This is a genomic window from Sphingobacterium sp. lm-10 (genome assembly GCF_023554555.1).
In the GTDB taxonomy this organism is placed as follows: Bacteria; Bacteroidota; Bacteroidia; order Sphingobacteriales; family Sphingobacteriaceae; genus Sphingobacterium.
The window spans coordinates 522,932-539,033 of the sequence record NZ_JAMJWC010000002.1; the positions used below are offsets into that span (position 1 = coordinate 522,932).

Here is a 16,102-nt window from a genome sequence, read left to right on the forward strand (position 1 = left end):
TTTGCTTTATACAATAACATTAATTTTTTACTATGTCATTCAGAATCGAGAAGGATACCATGGGTGAAGTCCAGGTTCCTGCAGACAAGTACTGGGGAGCACAGACGGAGCGTTCACGGAACAATTTTAAAATAGGCCCCTCTGCATCTATGCCGAAGGAAGTGATTGATGGCTTCGCTTACTTGAAGAAAGCTGCCGCATATGCTAACTACGATTTGAGAGTTTTGCCTGTAGAGAAAAGAGATGCTATCGCTGCAGTTTGTGATGAAATATTAGCCGGTAAGCTAGATGAACATTTTCCATTGGTGATCTGGCAAACAGGATCTGGAACACAATCTAATATGAACCTGAACGAAGTAATTGCCAATCGTGCGCAAGTACTAGCTGGTGGTCAGATTGGAGAAGGCGAGCCTGTATTAAAAGCGAATGATGATGTTAATAAATCACAATCTTCTAACGATACCTACCCTACAGGTATGCACATCGCTGCGTACAAAGCGGTGGTAGAGACCACCATCCCAGGCGTCACGCAGTTGCGTAATACCCTGGCGAAGAAATCTGCTGATTTTAAAGAAGTGGTAAAAATTGGTAGAACTCACTTGATGGATGCGACGCCAATTACCCTAGGCCAGGAAATCTCTGGCTATGTAGCACAATTGGACTATGGTTTGCGTTCGTTGAAAAGCAGCCTGTCTCATTTATCGGAAATCGCATTGGGTGGTACGGCAGTAGGTACCGGGTTAAATGCACCAGAAGGATATGATGTGTTGGTAGCCAACTATATTGCTGACTTTACGGGTCTTCCTTTTGTAACGGCACCCAACAAGTTTGAGGCTTTGGCAGCGCATGATGCCATTGTAGAATCACATGGCGCATTGAAGCAGTTAGCAGTTTCTTTAAATAAGATTGCCAATGATATCCGTATGTTAGCTTCAGGCCCTCGTTCGGGAATTGGTGAAATATTAATTCCAGAGAATGAACCAGGATCGTCTATCATGCCAGGAAAGGTGAATCCTACACAGTGTGAAGCATTGACGATGGTGGCGGCACAGGTGATGGGCAATGATGTGGCGATTACGATCGGAGGAACACAAGGACATTATGAATTGAACGTGTTCAAACCATTGATGGCCTACAATTTCTTGCAGTCGGCACGTCTTATCGGAGATGCTTGTATGTCTTTCGATGCACACTGTGCACAAGGAATTGAACCCAATCATACCCGTATTCAAGAGTTGGTAGACAACTCGTTGATGTTAGTTACTGCCTTGAATACCAAAATTGGCTATTACAAGTCGGCAGAAATCGCGCAAACGGCACATAAAAATGGCACTACTTTGAAAGAGGAAGCTGTTCGTTTGGGGTATGTATCGGCCGAAGACTTCGACGCTTGGGTGCGCCCGGAAACGATGGTTGGAAGCATCAAATAGTATAATATTTACGATGATAAAAAGATATCGTAGCAAAGCATGCCTACTTTTAGTGGGCATGCTTTTGTTTTCTGCTAGCTGCGTACGGCAATCTGACATGCAGACTGCAGGTGCTGATTTTTTTCAAGGCGAATGGGTGCAGGATACTATTCCAGGTCAAGAAGAGATGTTGCATTATACGCTGCACGAATTCAAGGTGACCTGCGATTCCATCTATGCTACTTTTCATATGAATTCTACCGTAAAAAATATGCCAGATAGCTGCTTCGGATCAGGCCGTTGGAAAGAATATGCCAAAGGCGTTTATGTGGTGCGTGGAGATAGTTTGATCGTAGATGGCGTATATACTAAGCCTAATTGGAAACAAAAGATCTCCGGGTGCTATCGACAAGGAACTTATATTCCAAGATTCAAAATAACAGCACAGGGTGCAGATAGTATCGTACTAGAAAGCCGATACGATCAACGGGCAATTGTCTTGCGCAAGACGGCTGATATTACCTGTGTGCCGAAGCCGCGTTGGGAGTATTAAAACAGCTGGTGAAGTAAAAAGGTTAGCCTGCCTATAATTTTACATCTGCCCATATGGGATAATGATCAGAAAACTTCCGTTTAATGATACCATAGTCCAGCACTTCAAAATCCGAAAAGATATAATCAATCTGTAAGATCGGAAATACCTCAAAGTGAGTGACACCCCAACCATTACCTTTCTTTTGGAAAGCATTGTTCATGTTTTTCCCAATCGTATTTACACTGTAAGACATGGGCGTATCATTGAAGTCGCCCATCACCAGCTTTGGATATTTAGTGGTGTCAAAATGTGCTAGTAAATGCTCCACTTGTCTGCTGCGGTAGTAAAATGCATCTTTCAGCTTACGACCTACGCGCTTGGTGGCTACTTTTTCGTCTTGAGCGCCAGATGGGTTCTTGATAAAATCTTTGTCCTCATCCTGTAATAGGAAAGAGCGAAGATGTACATTATATATTCTGATGGTATCCAGGTCTTTGACAATGTCGGTAAACACAATCCGGTTGATGCCATAAGAATAATCGTTGATCACGCCGGCATCAACGATAGGGTATTTTGAAAATACCACATGACCATATCCATGATAAGAATTCTTATTGGCTGGTGAAAAGTAGTAGTCTTTAAAGCCACAGGTTTTCTTCACTTTCTCCGTAAACTTTTGTTCTCCGACAACCGTACTTTGAAATTCCTGCATGCAAAGCACATCAGGCTTGTTGTCTTGTACGAGCTTGATTACACTATCTTGCGTATGCGTATTCCGATCCTGAATAGCTTCAAATAAATGCACATTGTAAGACATCACACGAAGTACACTATCTTTCTCATGTTCGGTTACACTATTGAAGGCAACATGTTTGGTCATGAGCGGCCATCCAATAAGTATGGTTACAAAAGACGCAAGGGCAAAGAGGGGTCTTCTCACTAACCAATAAATTACAAAAATGATATTTGCTAGAAGAATAGGTGGGTATGCGAGGCCGAAAAGTGCCGTTGGCCAGAAGAATGTCGGGTTAATAAATGAAGCTGAATAACTAGCAATTAATGCCAATACTGCTAGTACGTTTATAAGCAATACAGATTTACTAAAGAAACCAAGTTTGTTCGTGTGTCTGGGCATGGTACTATTTTTCCTGCTTACTGGCTTTAAAGAGGATTTCTTTTTCCAATGTACTTAGACTATCGTATCCGTTCAGAGATATTTTGTCTAAAATTTCATCAATGACTTCCTGATTAGGAAGATCTGCCCGATAGCTTTTGTACGTAGGGCCTTTGGGTTTATGGTGCACAACCTTTAGTGTTCTCTTTTTTTGCTTACGAAAGAAATGACTCCAATCGTTTCCTTGCTTCAAAGTTAACATAAAAGCTACTCCCCAAACTATTCCGGCCGTATACGATCCAGCAGCCGACTGATCTACCATCATGTAATATCCCAATTGTAATGCCAAATATATTAATCCAATGGTACGGAGGCGTACATTGCCAAATAAAAAGAGCCGAATTTCTGACTCTGGCACTAGGATAAGCAAAGAGCCGATGACTGCTGCATTAGCTACTGCACCGCTATATAAGTAGGGCGCACCCTGCTCTGCAAATAGGGTGAGCTGTCCAAAAGCTAGATAAACAAAGCCGCCTAGAAAAATAGCGCCAAGGTATACGGTTAGGAGTTGTCTGGTTTGTAGTAGGTTGAGGAAAATACGCCCCGTCCAATAAAGCCACAGACAGTCAAATAGTAACTCGAATAGTGTTTGATTGAGTAAAGAATACGTGAGCAAGGACCACGGCTGTTGTAGAAATAACGGGAATGTTTTTGGAAGACTAAGGCTAGCTAATGCTTGATCAAATAGCGGTGCAGCGATAGTTTCTGTGTCGTGCAATAGATCAAATATATAGATCAACACAAAAACCAATACTTTTGCCGAGATAATATACGGTACAGGAGATCCTGAGCGATACGTAGTTCGCAGAAATTCCTTCAAAGTACCCTCGCTATGCATCACAATCTCTAATAAAAGTTAGTCCGTCTGATTCCCCAGACTTTCAGTAAGATAAATCCACATAAGGCACCTCCTACGTGAGCCAAATGCGCAATAGAAGAACCACTGTTGGCAAAGCCAAGGTAAACCTCAATCAGGATATATCCTCCTACAAAGTATTTAGCTTTTATAGGCACGGGAATAAATAAGAACTGCAACGGCATATTTGGGTACAAATAAGCAAATGCTAATAGCAATCCGAAAACAGCTCCTGATGCACCCACCATCGGTGTGGTATAAATCGAGCGAAGTAAGTCGTAACTTTCTGGATCCATCGGGCGGGTTGGTCGCACACTATTACTATACAAGTCTATGTCCAACCAATCACGTGCGCTGACCGTACCCGTAATCTGATACACTTCTATAGCCTGTACACCATATTGTAATACTAACGCACCTAATCCACAAATCAAATAATAATTTAAAAACCGTTTATTGCCCAAAGATTGCTCTATGATGGCACCAAACATGACCAACGCAAACATATTAAAAAAGATATGCATCAAGTTGCCATGCATAAACATGTACGTGATGGGTTGCCAGATTTTGAATAAGGGAGAGTCCGGATAAAAAACGCCAAAGAAGAACGTAGATCCAGAAAAGATTGCTGACCCGACAAAGAAAATAACATTAATAATAAGCAGATTTTTGGCAATCGGTGGTAAATTATTCAACGGGTTCATACAATCTTTTTAGTATAGTTTATGTTACAGTGTTTTGGCAAATCGTTCCGCTAACTCTTGTAGCGTAAACGTAATGATGATCGGTTTTCCTTGTAATGAGATGTTCGGCACAGCGCAGGCAAAGAGTTTATCAATCAGATTGGCCATCGAAGTATGGTCAAGCGGCGTGCCGGTTTTTAAAGCAGCACTACGCGACAGACTTTTTGCCAGGTTTTCCCGCTTGCTAACTTTGAGCTCATCTTTGTTATTTTTAAAATCTTCCAGCAATTGCTCGATCACTTTGGTTTCGTCTAGGTGGTTGCCTACATCTGCTGGAATACCGTCTACAATATACGTTGTTTTTCCAAATGGTCGTAGCTGGAATCCAAGAGACTGTATGTCGGGTAGTATATCCTGCATTAATGCGGCGTCTGCATTGCTCAGTTCAATGGTTTGCGGGAACAAGCTTTGCTGACTTAATCCTTGTTGACGCTCCAGATGCTCCAAAAACTGCTCATACAAGATGCGCTCGTGTGCCGCTTGCTGATCGATTAGCATAAAGCCCGAATGTATTTGCGAGACGATATATTTGTTGTGTAGCTGAAAAGGCTGTTTTACTAAACCAGTCTTGATCTCTTCTTTCTCTGCTGTTGCCTCTTCTTGTGTAGGAATCAAAGGCAATTGTTGTGCCGCGTTATCCTGTTCAGTGATCTGATATAAAGTATCCCAGTTTTGTGGTATAGCCGTCTTTTTCTCAAAACCAAGCGCATAGTCTGCACTTCTGGTAGATGTGCGCGTAGCGTTGCCGCCGCCTTCTGCTTCAAATGGATTAAAGCTAGGATTGAACGTAATCGTTGGTGCTTGAATCTCGTCCAATGGCTTTTGAGAAATCATATGGTTAAAACTCGTCTCCTGATTAAAGTCCAAAGTGGGTGCGATATTATATCGGCCTAATGAGCGCTTTACAGCAGAACGCAAAATAGCGTAGATGGATTTCTCATCTTCGTACTTGATCTCTGTTTTGGTCGGGTGCACGTTGATATCTATCTTTGCCGGATCAATATCAATACATAACACATAGAATGGGAATGAGTCTGACGGGAGAATGTCTTCAAAGGCATTCATAACGGCATGATTCAGATAGGGATCTTTCACAAAGCGTTTGTTCACAAAGAAAAACTGCTCTCCGCGTGTTTTTTTTGCAAATTCTGGCTTGCCCACAAAACCCTGAACGCGTAGGATCGTGGTATCTTCTTCCACAGGCACCAACCGTTGATTATAGCTATTTCCAAACAAATGTACAATGCGCTGTTTGAGAACTTCCTTCGGCAAACGAAATACCTCATTGCCATCGCTGTGTAAGGAGAAGCTGATCTCGGGATGCGCTAGTGCGACCCGTTGAAATTCATCAATGATATGCCGCATTTCCACCGCGTTGCTTTTAAGAAAATTGCGGCGTGCAGGAATGTTAAAGAATAAATTCTTGATACAGATATTGGTGCCCGCGGGAATATTTTCGGGGTATTGATCAATGACCGTAGAGCCTTCAATTTGTACAATGGTGCCTAGCTCATCTTCCACGCGTCTGCTACGCAATTCAACGTGCGCAATCGCTGCAATGGAGGCCATGGCCTCACCACGAAATCCCATTGTGCGGATAGCAAACAAGTCTTCTGCCTTTCTGATTTTTGAAGTAGCATGGCGCTCAAAACATAAACGCGCATCTGTGACACTCATGCCACAGCCATTGTCAATGACTTGGATGAGTGATTTTCCGGCGTCTTTTACGATCAGTTTAATCTGATCTGCTCCAGCATCAATAGCGTTCTCTACAAGTTCTTTCACTGCCGAGGCGGGTCGTTGTACAACTTCTCCAGCAGCGATCTGGTTGGCCACGGCATCCGGCAATAGTTGAATGATATCCGACGTCATAACGCGAAGTTACGAAAATGCTTTATTATCGCCGGATGACATTAGTCGAAAAATAAAGGTGGATATTGGTTTTCAAAATTGAAACGAGTAGAATGGAAAAAGTATTAGTTATAGTTATACATCCGGATTTGGAAAGTTCGGTAATAAATAAAAGATGGATTAGCGAGTTGCAACAATATCCCGATCGTTATCATATACATGATTTGTATCATCACTATCGAGATAGAATGATTGATGTAGAGGCAGAACAGCGGCTTGTGGAGCAATATGATAAAATTGTCTTCCAGTTTCCATTGTATTGGTTTAGCAGCCCGCCACTTTTCAAAACTTGGCAGGATGAGGTGCTCACCTATGGTTGGGCATATGGTAGCAAAAGTGGTTTTAAGATGGCCGGTAAAAAAATCGCTCTGGCAATCTCTGCGGGAGTAGCAGAAGATGTATACATGCCAGAAGAAAAGTATAAATATACTTTAGACGAGTTAACGCGTCCCTTCGAACTGACCTTTGAATATGTGAAAGCGGATTACCGTCCATTATTTGCGTACTATGATCTGGAGCTTAACGTGCAAGAACCGTGGATTGCTCGAAGTGTACCATTATATATGGATTTTTTAAATGCTTTGTAACATAAAACATGAGCATCATTCGTTTTATTGATGCAATCCCTATCTTGTGTGCTCAATGTAAGTTTTTATGAGAATTCTATTCAATATCTTGATTATACTGATGATTTCTAGCTGCGCGCAGCGGGATAAGAAACAAGCTATCGCGAAGCAGGAGCATAAAGTAGGAGAATGGAACGATTTATTAATAGGCGATTCTCTGGCTGGTTGGCATCTTTATAATGCCGGGAATGTGGTATCGAAGTGGAAGGTAGATCAAGGTGAACTAACTTGTGATCCCCACAAAGCCGATGGCATATTTGGAGATCTTATTACGGATGATGATTACGAAGATTTTGAACTGGCCCTGGAGTGGAAAGTAAATAAAGGAGGGAATAGCGGAATTCTGATTAATGTAAAAGAAGATTCGGCCTATGCCGCTACATTTGCCACCGGCTTGGAAATGCAATTGTTGGATAATCAATATGCCGAGCTACGCCATCAGCGCGATTCTACCCATTGGGCGGGTTGCTTGTATTCAGTAGATTGCTTGGCAGAAAACTCATTGCCATTGCCCTATGGACAATGGAATAAAGCGCGAATTGTACAGCAAAAAGGAAAGGTGAGCTTTTGGTTAAACGAAAAACTCACCTTTGAACGCGAAATCAATTCGCCTGCGTTTCAAGAATTAGTCAGTAATAGTCCTATCACGGCCTATCCCGACTTTGGAAAATATCCATCAGGAAAGATTGCTTTGCAAAATCACACCGATTCGGTTTCCTTCCGAAATATCCGAATTAAGCAACTGCTTTAAGACTGGTTTCCTTCGGAGTTGCGTCATTGCGAAGCCGAGGCACGAGGCTGCGGCAATCTTTGAACCTTCTGGGTTCAATAATTAAGATCGCGTTGTCGTACCTCCGCGCGATGACGAAGTCAAGAAAGGTCGTCAGTTAAGGAAGAGTCGTCATTGCGAACCCGAAGCATGAGGGTGCGGCAATCCAAAACCATACAAGGTGTCATTCAATCCCTTAGATTGCCGCGTTGTGTCTCCTCGCAAGGACGGCGGGAAGGAATGCGATCCGTCGGATTGCCATATCATACCTCTTTGCAAAGCCGAGGTACGAGGCTGTGGCAATCTCACTTTTCTTTATCAAACATATTAACTTTATTATTAACTCCCTCAACCTCTAAAAAACTATTTCACCACTTCTGCTACGAATTTCATAGAGATGGAGTTTACGCAGTGTCGAGTATCTTTGGTGGTGAAACCTTCACCTTCGAATACATGACCCAGATGGGCATTACAGGTATTACACAAGATTTCGGTACGGCGCCCATCGGCATCTGTTTCGCGTCTTACCGCATCTTCAATCTCGTCATCAAAACTTGGCCATCCGCAGAAAGATTCAAATTTATCTTCTGAACGGTACAATGGCGCATCACAACGTTTACATACGTAAGTACCCTGCTGTTTATTGTCCAGTAATGAGCCAGTAAAAGGACGCTCAGTCCCTTTGTCTTCGATTACATATTTCTCTTCTGCTGTTAATTCGTTATACTTGTCGTTGTTCATTTCTGTTCTATTTTTAACGGGTTCATGACTACAATTCATGCAGAGCATTGAAATGCAAATGAAGCTCAGATTTATAAGTGTTTTCATGCGCAAATTGTTTCCTTTCACTGCACAAAAATACGAAATAAACCCGTTTAAACGGCCTTTTACGCTAATTATTTAGAACGGTTATAAATTAAACTATTCAGTCACGAAATTGTCAGGGATTGTTTAAATAGTTATACTTTTGTGCAAAGTTTAGTGGGGTGAAAACCCTATTTGAATAGAGATTTTGAATATATCATACACATTAAAATAGTATAAAGTGCTAAATATGAGAAATATCTCATCCGTTTTGGGAAAGCTGGCGAAGTCAATATCAGTTGGTTTGGTGTTGTTGTTTGCCGTTACAAGTGTATCAAATGCGCAGGATGCTTCTAATGGAGGAGCTCTTTTTAAAGCAAACGCATGTAATTCTTGTCACGCCGTAGGTCGTCAATTGACGGGGCCGGATTTGGCAGGATTAACAGATCGTCGTGAAGAATCATGGATTATCAACTGGGTGCATAATCCACAAGGTATGGTGGATTCTGGTGATCCACAGGCGGTAGAGCTGAAAGGAAAGTTTCCTACCATGATGGCGCCATATAGCCACCTTTCTGATGATGATGTACGTGATATCATCGCGTATCTTCAGGCAGAAGAGCAAAAGGCTGCTGCGAAAAAAGAGCAAGCTGCTGCGCAAGGTGGTGGAGGTGCTAGCCAAGGAGCAAGTACATTGATGATTGTCATTGTGTCTGTCTTGGTAGTTATTGTGGTGGGCGTATCGATTCTATTGTCTCGTATTACGAAGACCTTAGAAAAGGTGATCGATACCAACAAAGCATCCATCGATGTGGCTACGGCAGAGTATGCTGCACGTGGTGGTTCGAAATTCGGCCAATTTGCTAAAGCATTCGTTCGCAATAAGAAATTGGTATTCTTTGCCGTCTTAATGTTGGTTGCACTTTTAGGTGTGGTTGGCTGGAAGACAGGTTGGAATGTTGGTGTACACCAAGGCTATCAGCCGGTACAGCCGATTAAGTTCTCTCACCAGATTCACGCGGGTGTCAATCAGATTGAGTGTCAATATTGTCACGGTGGAGCATTTAAATCGAAGAATGCTTCTATTCCATCGGCAAATGTATGTATGAACTGCCATAATACGATTACAGGTGGTGAGCACTACGATAACGAGAGTGGTATCTCTCCAGAGATTGCTAAATTGTATCGTGCAGTAGATTGGGATGTGGAAACACGTACTTACGGTAATGATACCCGTCCGATCGAATGGATCAGAATTCACAATCTTCCAGATTTCGCGTACTTCAACCACTCACAACACGTTGTGGTAGCTGGTGTAGAGTGTCAGACTTGTCACGGTCCGATCGAATCGATGGAAGAAGTATACCAATACTCTCCACTTACCATGAAATGGTGTATTGACTGTCACCGGGAAACTTCCGTTGATACCGACAATCAATACTATGATCAATTGATCGAGGCACACGATAAATTGAAAAAAGGAGAGAAAATGACAGCCGCGATGGTCGGTGGTCTAGAATGTGGTAAGTGTCACTATTAATCAAATCAGAAAAAACGCAATCTTAATATACAGCTTTACATGGATAGCAACAAAAAATATTGGAAAGGGTTAGAAGAGCTAAATCAAACGCCTGCGTTCGTACAGTCGAGCAAAGGGGAGTTTTCTGAGCCTGTTCCCGTAGAGGATGTATTGAATGAAGAGGGATTGAGTACCAAAACACCTCGCCGCGACTTTCTAAAAGTCTTAGGCTTTGGTTTGGGTGCTGTTTCTTTGGCTGCTTGTCAAAATACACCTGTTCATAAGGCCGTTCCTTACTTAATCAAGCCAGAGGAGGTCACGCCAGGTATTCCTAACTATTACGCTTCATCATTTAACGGACAAAGTGTATTAGTCCGCACACGTGAGGGCCGTCCTATCTTAATAGAGGCTAACCCAAATAGTGTTGGCCTAGTACAAGGTACAGAATCGTCTACAGTCGCTTCGGTATTGGATTTGTACGATATGACTAACAAACTACAGAATCCGCAAATTGGTGGTAGAGATGTAGAATGGGCTAAGTTGGATGCTAAAGTAATCGAAGCGTTAAACAAAGCAGTACAAGCTGGAAAGCGTGTTGCAATTGTATCAAGAACAATCAACAGTCCTACTGCTTTAGCTACTATAGCAGAATTTACTAATCGGTACCCAGGTACAGTACACGTACAATTGGATCCGATTTCTTACGCTGGTATCCGTGCTGCTAATGAGGCTAGTTTTGGTCGATCAGTAGTACCATCTTATAAGTTTGAACAAGCATTAGTTGTCCTATCGGTAGGTGCTGACTTCTTAGGAACTTGGTTAGACGGCGAAGAGCATACGCAAGACTATATTAAAAATAGAAACTATAAATCGTTAGAAGCAGGCAAGATGTCTCGCCATATTCAATTCGAAACCGGATTGAGCATGACAGGTACGAATGCGGATGTGCGTATCGCTATCAAGCCTTCGGAAGAAGCTGCTGTACTGATCTCATTATATAACGAAATCACCGGCTCATCATTAACAGGAGGTATTCAGCAATCTAATGCAGCCACAGCGATTAAGTTGGCGGCACAGGAATTGTTGAAAAACCGTGGTCAGGCATTGGTAGTTGCTGGTGCAAACGATGTAAACATCCAAACGTTGACCAATGCAATTAATGCAGCAATTGGCGCTTATGGTACCACCATTGATCTAGACAACTATTCTAAAAAGTACCAAGGATCTGAAACAGAATTTGCATCGCTATTAGGTATGGCAAATGCAGGTCAGATTGGTGCTGCTATCCTTTGGAACAGCAATCCAGTATATGATTATTACGACAGTGCAGCGGTAAAACAAGCACTTTCTAAAATAGACTTTACACTTTCCTTCTCCGACCGTGCGGATGAGACTGCTTCAGAATTGAAAGCAATCGCTCCAGCAAGTACCTTCTTAGAATCTTGGGGTGATGAGTCCTCGAAAGTCGGTTATTACACTATTGTACAACCTACGATCAATCCAGTATTCAATACACGCCAAGCAGAAGTTAGCTTATTAACTTGGGCAGGAAACAACACGGACATCTACACGTATGTACGTAATATCTGGGAGTCAAACATCTTACCTGGTGGTAGCAAAGACTGGACAGATATCTTACAAACAGGTTTTGAATACAAAGGCGATACAAGCGCAACTTCAGCTAATTTTGCTGGTAATGTTAGCGCGGCAGCATCTGCTGCTACTACAGCCGCTCAGGCTATTAAAGCAGGTGACGACTTCGAATTAGCTTTGTACGAATCTTCTGCTATACGCGACGGACGTCATGCCAATAATGCATTCTTGCAAGAATTGCCAGATCCAGTTTCTAAAGTAACCTGGGATAACTACGTAGCACTTAATCCAAAAGATGCAGAACGTCTTGGTTTCGGAGAGAAGAGTACGGCTACTGTAAAAGCTGGAGACTTAGAAGTAGAGCTTCCGGTATTGGCACAGCCAGGTCAGGCTTTAGGAACAGCATCTGTTGCATTAGGCTACGGGCGTACCAAAGTAGGTAAAGCAGGTAATAATGTCGGTGTTAATGTATTCCCTTTTGCTCAGGTAAAAGACGGCACTGTACAATTTGTCAATAAAGTATCAATTAGCAAAGCATCTCGCATTTACGAATTGGCGCAGACGCAAACGCACCATACCATTGAAGGTCGTAATATTGTTCGTGAAACCACTTTCGCTAACTATTTGAAAAACCCAGCTTCTGAAGCGGGTAAATTTTCTGACGATCATAAATCCTACGACTTGTGGAACAAGTTCGAGCAGCCTGGTCACAAGTGGGTGATGGCAATCGACCTGAACGCATGTACTGGATGTGGTTCTTGTATTGTAGCCTGTAATATTGAAAACAATATTCCGGTAGTAGGTCGTGACGAGGTTCGCCGTCGTCGGGAGATGCACTGGTTGCGTATCGACCGTTATTACACGATCGAAGAAGATGGACAGGGATACACTAAAGAAGATGATATCGCAAACCTTTCTTCCTTCGAGAATGTAACAGTGGTACATCAGCCAATGATGTGTCAACACTGTGAGCATGCTCCATGTGAAACCGTTTGTCCGGTATTGGCTACGGTACACTCTTCTGAAGGATTGAATCACATGGCGTACAACCGTTGTTTCGGTACACGTTACTGTGCAAATAACTGTCCATATAAAGTGCGTCGTTTCAACTGGTTTAACTACTGGAACGACTCTCGTTTCGATAACTACTTGAACAACGAGTTTACACAATTAGTGCTTAATCCAGACGTTACAACACGCTCACGTGGTGTAATGGAGAAATGTTCTATGTGTATTCAACGTATTCAAGCAGGTAAGCTTCACGCCAAAATGGAAGGTCGTAAACTGCAAGATGGAGATATCAAATTGGCCTGCTCAAGCGTATGTAGCGCGAATGCTATGATCTTCGGTGATGCTAACGATCCTAATTCAGAAGTTTCCAAAGCATTGCGTAGTGAGCGTATCTACTACGTGTTGGAAGAAATCAACGTACAACCGAACATCGGTTATATGACGAAAGTTAGAAACACCTTTGAAGCTTAATCTTGTTCAAATTTTTGAAATAAACAACTATGTCATCGCATAACGAATCAATATTAAGAGAACCATTAGTTACCGGGAAAGATATCTCGTACGCGCAAATCACGAACGATGTATTGCTTCCGGTAGAAAACAAGCCAAATAAAGCTTGGTGGATAGGATTTATCGTGGCCGTCTGCGGAGCAATGCTTTGGGTTATCAGTGTCGGTTATACATTTTGGACTGGTATTGGCGCCTGGGGTTTGAATAAGACCGTAGGCTGGGCATGGGATATCACCGACTTTGTATGGTGGGTAGGTATCGGTCACGCCGGTACATTGATCTCCGCTGTACTCTTGCTCTTCCGTCAAAACTGGCGTAACTCCATTAACCGCTCGGCAGAAGCGATGACGATCTTCGCTGTAATTTGTGCCGCTACGTATGTTGTCGCTCACATGGGGCGTCCGTGGTTAGCGTATTGGATTTTCCCATTGCCGAATCAATATGGTTCACTTTGGGTAAACTTCAACTCCCCATTAGTATGGGATGCATTTGCCATCTCTACTTATTTCACCGTATCATTAGTATTCTGGTACGTAGGTTTATTGCCGGATATTTCTTCGGTACGTGACCGCGCTACAGGCTTGAAAAAGAAAGTATATTCTACGCTATCATTCGGTTGGAATGGATCAGTAAAAACGTGGCAACGTTTTGAGATCGTTTCCCTTGTATTAGCCGGTATCTCTACACCACTTGTACTATCTGTACACACGATTGTATCCATGGACTTTGCCACATCCGTTATTCCTGGATGGCACACTACGATTTTCCCTCCGTACTTCGTTGCGGGAGCGATCTTCTCTGGTTTCGCGATGGTACAGACCTTATTATTGATCCTTCGTAAGGTGATGAACTTTGAGAACTACATTACCATGTTCCACATCGAGTCGATGAACAAAATTATCATGGTTACAGGTTCCATCGTAGGTATCGCTTACTTGACCGAGTTATTCATCGCTTGGTACTCTGGTTCGGAGTATGAGATGTATGCATTTGCTAATCGCGTCGCTGGTCCTTATGCTTGGGCTTACTGGGCGATGATGACGTGTAACGTAATCTCTCCACAGTTATTCTGGTTCAAGAAAATTCGTACCAGTATTCCAATCTCTTGGGTACTTTCCATCGTCGTAAATATTGGTATGTGGTTTGAGCGTTTCGTGATTATCGTAACTTCTCTTCACCGTGATTACCTACCATCATCTTGGGCGATGTTTTATCCTACTTGGGTAGATGTGGGTATCTTCATTGGATCGATCGGACTATTCTTTACCTTATTCTTGCTTTTCATCCGTTTCTTGCCAAGTATTGCTATGGCAGAGGTGAAATTGCTATTGAAAAGTGCTTCTCTACAACAAAAGACCAAATTGGTTCAAGAGGGTGCATTCCCAGAGGAGCAAGTGGAATACTTTAGAAACTCTTTGACAAAGTATGATTCCGTTTCGGAAGAGGATATTAATGCTTTACGTAAAAAATAATAGCAATGAGCAACACAAAATATATACTAGGTAGTTTTGCAGATCCCGACGAGATGATGCACGGGATCGAAAAATTGCAAGAGAACAATATCAGCATTTACGATTGCTATACACCAATGCCTATTCACGGTATTGAGGCGAAGCTAGGTGTAAAACCTTCACGCTTACCTATTGCAGCATTTATTGCAGGTGCTACAGGAACGATTTTAGGATTTAGTTTGTTGTTTTATACAACAGCATACGATTGGCCGATGAACGTGGGCGGTAAGCCATCTCTACCTTTGCCGAACTTTGTGCCGGTAACTTTTGAGGTAACGATTCTATTGTGTGCACTCGGAATGGTGGCTACATTTTTCTACCGCAATCATTTGTTTCCAGGTCGTGCACCACGGGTGATGGACCTACGCGCATCTGACGATAGATTTATCATTGCTATCGATGCGAAAGAAAATACAGATCACGACCTTATTGACGGTTTATTGAAAGATGCAGGAGCAGTAGAGGTTAAATTCAATGAAAGGAAATATGTTAGCTATGAATAAGAAGAACTTTCTTGGAACTGTATGCGCGGCGGTTGCTTTGGCTGCTGTAGTTTCTGCTTGCGGAGACGGTACTACTCGTAGTACAGGTTGGGAATTTTCTCGTAATATGTATGACCCGATTGCTTTCAATCCGGATCAGCCTAATAGAAATTTTAAAAACGGGATCACTGCTCAAACTCCTCCAACAGGTACTACGCCGATCGGATTCGAACGTTTCGAGTATGATAACAGTATTGAAGGATATGAGTTGGCCGGTGCGCAGATTACAACCAATCCACTGACGGTAACGGAGCAAAACCTGAAAGAAGGACACGCATTATATGTTACCTATTGTGCAGTATGCCACGGTCCAGAAGGTAATGGTGATGGTGCAATCACAAAAGACAGAGAGGTAGAGGATTCCAGAGGTAAACGTTCATTAGAGAACTTCCCGGAACCGCCTTCTTATCACAAGTCTGCTGGTACACCATCTTCACGTGGTGGACAGATGTCTGAATTGACAGCAGGTAAGATCTTCCACACCATCACATACGGATGGAACTCTATGGGTCCGCATGCATCACAAATCACACCGGAAGATCGTTGGAAGGTTGTTATGTATGTGCAAGAATTACAAAAGAAATAATTA

General features: G+C 42.6%; 14 protein-coding genes. 9 read left to right on the forward strand and 5 right to left on the reverse strand.

What is annotated here, in order from left to right; genetic code table 11:
* Positions 1-32: 32 nt before the first annotated feature.
* Both fumC and M8998_RS12250 read left to right on the forward strand, forming a co-directional pair.
* Entirely contained in the window at positions 33-1,430 is a 1,398-nt protein-coding gene (fumC, locus tag M8998_RS12245) for a class II fumarate hydratase (protein ID WP_249993265.1), read from the forward strand.
* A gap of 13 nt (positions 1,431-1,443) precedes the next feature.
* Complete coding sequence (locus M8998_RS12250) at positions 1,444-1,962, forward strand: fumarate hydratase (protein WP_249993267.1); 519 nt, start codon at positions 1,444-1,446, stop codon at positions 1,960-1,962.
* A gap of 31 nt (positions 1,963-1,993) precedes the next feature.
* Here the strand turns inward: M8998_RS12250 and M8998_RS12255 are convergent, their stop codons facing one another.
* From M8998_RS12255 to mutL, 4 genes are read right to left on the reverse strand one after another with little or no spacing between them, the layout of a single operon-like run.
* The gene (locus tag M8998_RS12255) at positions 1,994-3,079 is read right to left on the reverse strand and encodes an endonuclease/exonuclease/phosphatase family protein (RefSeq protein ID WP_249993269.1); all 1,086 of its coding nucleotides are present in this window, start codon (positions 3,077-3,079) and stop codon (positions 1,994-1,996) included.
* Positions 3,080-3,083: 4 nt separating this feature from the next.
* Entirely contained in the window at positions 3,084-3,956 is an 873-nt protein-coding gene (locus M8998_RS12260) for a rhomboid family intramembrane serine protease (RefSeq protein ID WP_249994129.1), read from the reverse strand.
* 8 nt (positions 3,957-3,964) lie between these two features.
* Complete coding sequence (locus M8998_RS12265) at positions 3,965-4,678, reverse strand: rhomboid family intramembrane serine protease (protein WP_249993271.1); 714 nt, start codon at positions 4,676-4,678, stop codon at positions 3,965-3,967.
* Between the two features lie 24 nt (positions 4,679-4,702).
* Positions 4,703-6,589 (reverse strand): DNA mismatch repair endonuclease MutL, encoded by a 1,887-nt coding sequence (gene mutL / locus M8998_RS12270; protein WP_249993273.1) that lies wholly within the window; start codon positions 6,587-6,589, stop codon positions 4,703-4,705.
* Positions 6,590-6,681: 92 nt separating this feature from the next.
* On the opposite strand from mutL, the gene M8998_RS12275 reads away from it, so the two are divergent.
* Both M8998_RS12275 and M8998_RS12280 read left to right on the forward strand, forming a co-directional pair.
* A complete protein-coding gene (locus M8998_RS12275; RefSeq protein WP_249993275.1) occupies positions 6,682-7,215 on the forward strand; it encodes an NAD(P)H-dependent oxidoreductase in 534 nt (177 codons plus the stop codon).
* A gap of 67 nt (positions 7,216-7,282) precedes the next feature.
* Positions 7,283-8,005, forward strand: coding sequence for a 3-keto-disaccharide hydrolase (locus M8998_RS12280; protein ID WP_249993277.1), 723 nt, complete (start codon positions 7,283-7,285; stop codon positions 8,003-8,005).
* Positions 8,006-8,386: 381 nt separating this feature from the next.
* Here M8998_RS12280 and M8998_RS12285 read toward each other — a convergent pair whose 3' ends face one another.
* On the reverse strand, positions 8,387-8,764 hold the full coding sequence (locus tag M8998_RS12285; RefSeq protein ID WP_349665659.1) for a methionine-R-sulfoxide reductase: 378 nt from the start codon (positions 8,762-8,764) through the stop codon (positions 8,387-8,389).
* A gap of 313 nt (positions 8,765-9,077) precedes the next feature.
* Here M8998_RS12285 and M8998_RS12290 point away from each other — a divergent pair, with 313 nt between their 5' ends.
* Genes M8998_RS12290 through M8998_RS12310 form a run of 5 tightly spaced genes read left to right on the forward strand, consistent with a single transcriptional unit; the run spans position 9,078 to position 16,099 of the window.
* Positions 9,078-10,367: a c-type cytochrome gene (locus M8998_RS12290; RefSeq protein WP_249993282.1), complete on the forward strand. Its 1,290-nt coding sequence runs from the start codon at positions 9,078-9,080 to the stop codon at positions 10,365-10,367.
* A 39-nt stretch (positions 10,368-10,406) separates the two neighbouring features.
* Complete coding sequence (locus M8998_RS12295; RefSeq protein WP_249993284.1) at positions 10,407-13,421, forward strand: TAT-variant-translocated molybdopterin oxidoreductase; 3,015 nt, start codon at positions 10,407-10,409, stop codon at positions 13,419-13,421.
* Positions 13,422-13,450: 29 nt separating this feature from the next.
* Positions 13,451-14,932 (forward strand): NrfD/PsrC family molybdoenzyme membrane anchor subunit, encoded by a 1,482-nt coding sequence (nrfD, locus tag M8998_RS12300; RefSeq protein WP_249993286.1) that lies wholly within the window; start codon positions 13,451-13,453, stop codon positions 14,930-14,932.
* 5 nt (positions 14,933-14,937) lie between these two features.
* Positions 14,938-15,474, forward strand: a complete 537-nt coding sequence (locus M8998_RS12305; RefSeq protein WP_249993288.1) for a DUF3341 domain-containing protein — start codon at positions 14,938-14,940, stop codon at positions 15,472-15,474.
* Positions 15,467-16,099 (forward strand): c-type cytochrome, encoded by a 633-nt coding sequence (locus tag M8998_RS12310; RefSeq protein WP_349665660.1) that lies wholly within the window; start codon positions 15,467-15,469, stop codon positions 16,097-16,099. Before M8998_RS12305 ends, M8998_RS12310 begins: the two co-directional genes overlap by 8 nt.
* Positions 16,100-16,102 lie beyond the last annotated feature (3 nt).

Excerpts from the sequence above, each read along its gene's own strand:
- fumC (WP_249993265.1), top strand. The coding sequence starts at position 33 with ATGTCATTCAGAATCGAGAAGGATACCATGGGTGAAGTCCAGGTTCCT.
- M8998_RS12250 (WP_249993267.1), top strand. The coding sequence starts at position 1,444 with ATGATAAAAAGATATCGTAGCAAAGCATGCCTACTTTTAGTGGGCATG.
- M8998_RS12255 (WP_249993269.1), bottom strand. The coding sequence starts at position 3,079 with ATGCCCAGACACACGAACAAACTTGGTTTCTTTAGTAAATCTGTATTG.
- M8998_RS12260 (WP_249994129.1), bottom strand. The coding sequence starts at position 3,956 with ATGCATAGCGAGGGTACTTTGAAGGAATTTCTGCGAACTACGTATCGC.
- M8998_RS12265 (WP_249993271.1), bottom strand. The coding sequence starts at position 4,678 with ATGAACCCGTTGAATAATTTACCACCGATTGCCAAAAATCTGCTTATT.
- mutL (WP_249993273.1), bottom strand. The coding sequence starts at position 6,589 with ATGACGTCGGATATCATTCAACTATTGCCGGATGCCGTGGCCAACCAG.
- M8998_RS12275 (WP_249993275.1), top strand. The coding sequence starts at position 6,682 with ATGGAAAAAGTATTAGTTATAGTTATACATCCGGATTTGGAAAGTTCG.
- M8998_RS12280 (WP_249993277.1), top strand. The coding sequence starts at position 7,283 with ATGAGAATTCTATTCAATATCTTGATTATACTGATGATTTCTAGCTGC.
- M8998_RS12285 (WP_349665659.1), bottom strand. The coding sequence starts at position 8,764 with ATGAACAACGACAAGTATAACGAATTAACAGCAGAAGAGAAATATGTA.
- M8998_RS12290 (WP_249993282.1), top strand. The coding sequence starts at position 9,078 with ATGAGAAATATCTCATCCGTTTTGGGAAAGCTGGCGAAGTCAATATCA.
- M8998_RS12295 (WP_249993284.1), top strand. The coding sequence starts at position 10,407 with ATGGATAGCAACAAAAAATATTGGAAAGGGTTAGAAGAGCTAAATCAA.
- nrfD (WP_249993286.1), top strand. The coding sequence starts at position 13,451 with ATGTCATCGCATAACGAATCAATATTAAGAGAACCATTAGTTACCGGG.
- M8998_RS12305 (WP_249993288.1), top strand. The coding sequence starts at position 14,938 with ATGAGCAACACAAAATATATACTAGGTAGTTTTGCAGATCCCGACGAG.
- M8998_RS12310 (WP_349665660.1), top strand. The coding sequence starts at position 15,467 with ATGAATAAGAAGAACTTTCTTGGAACTGTATGCGCGGCGGTTGCTTTG.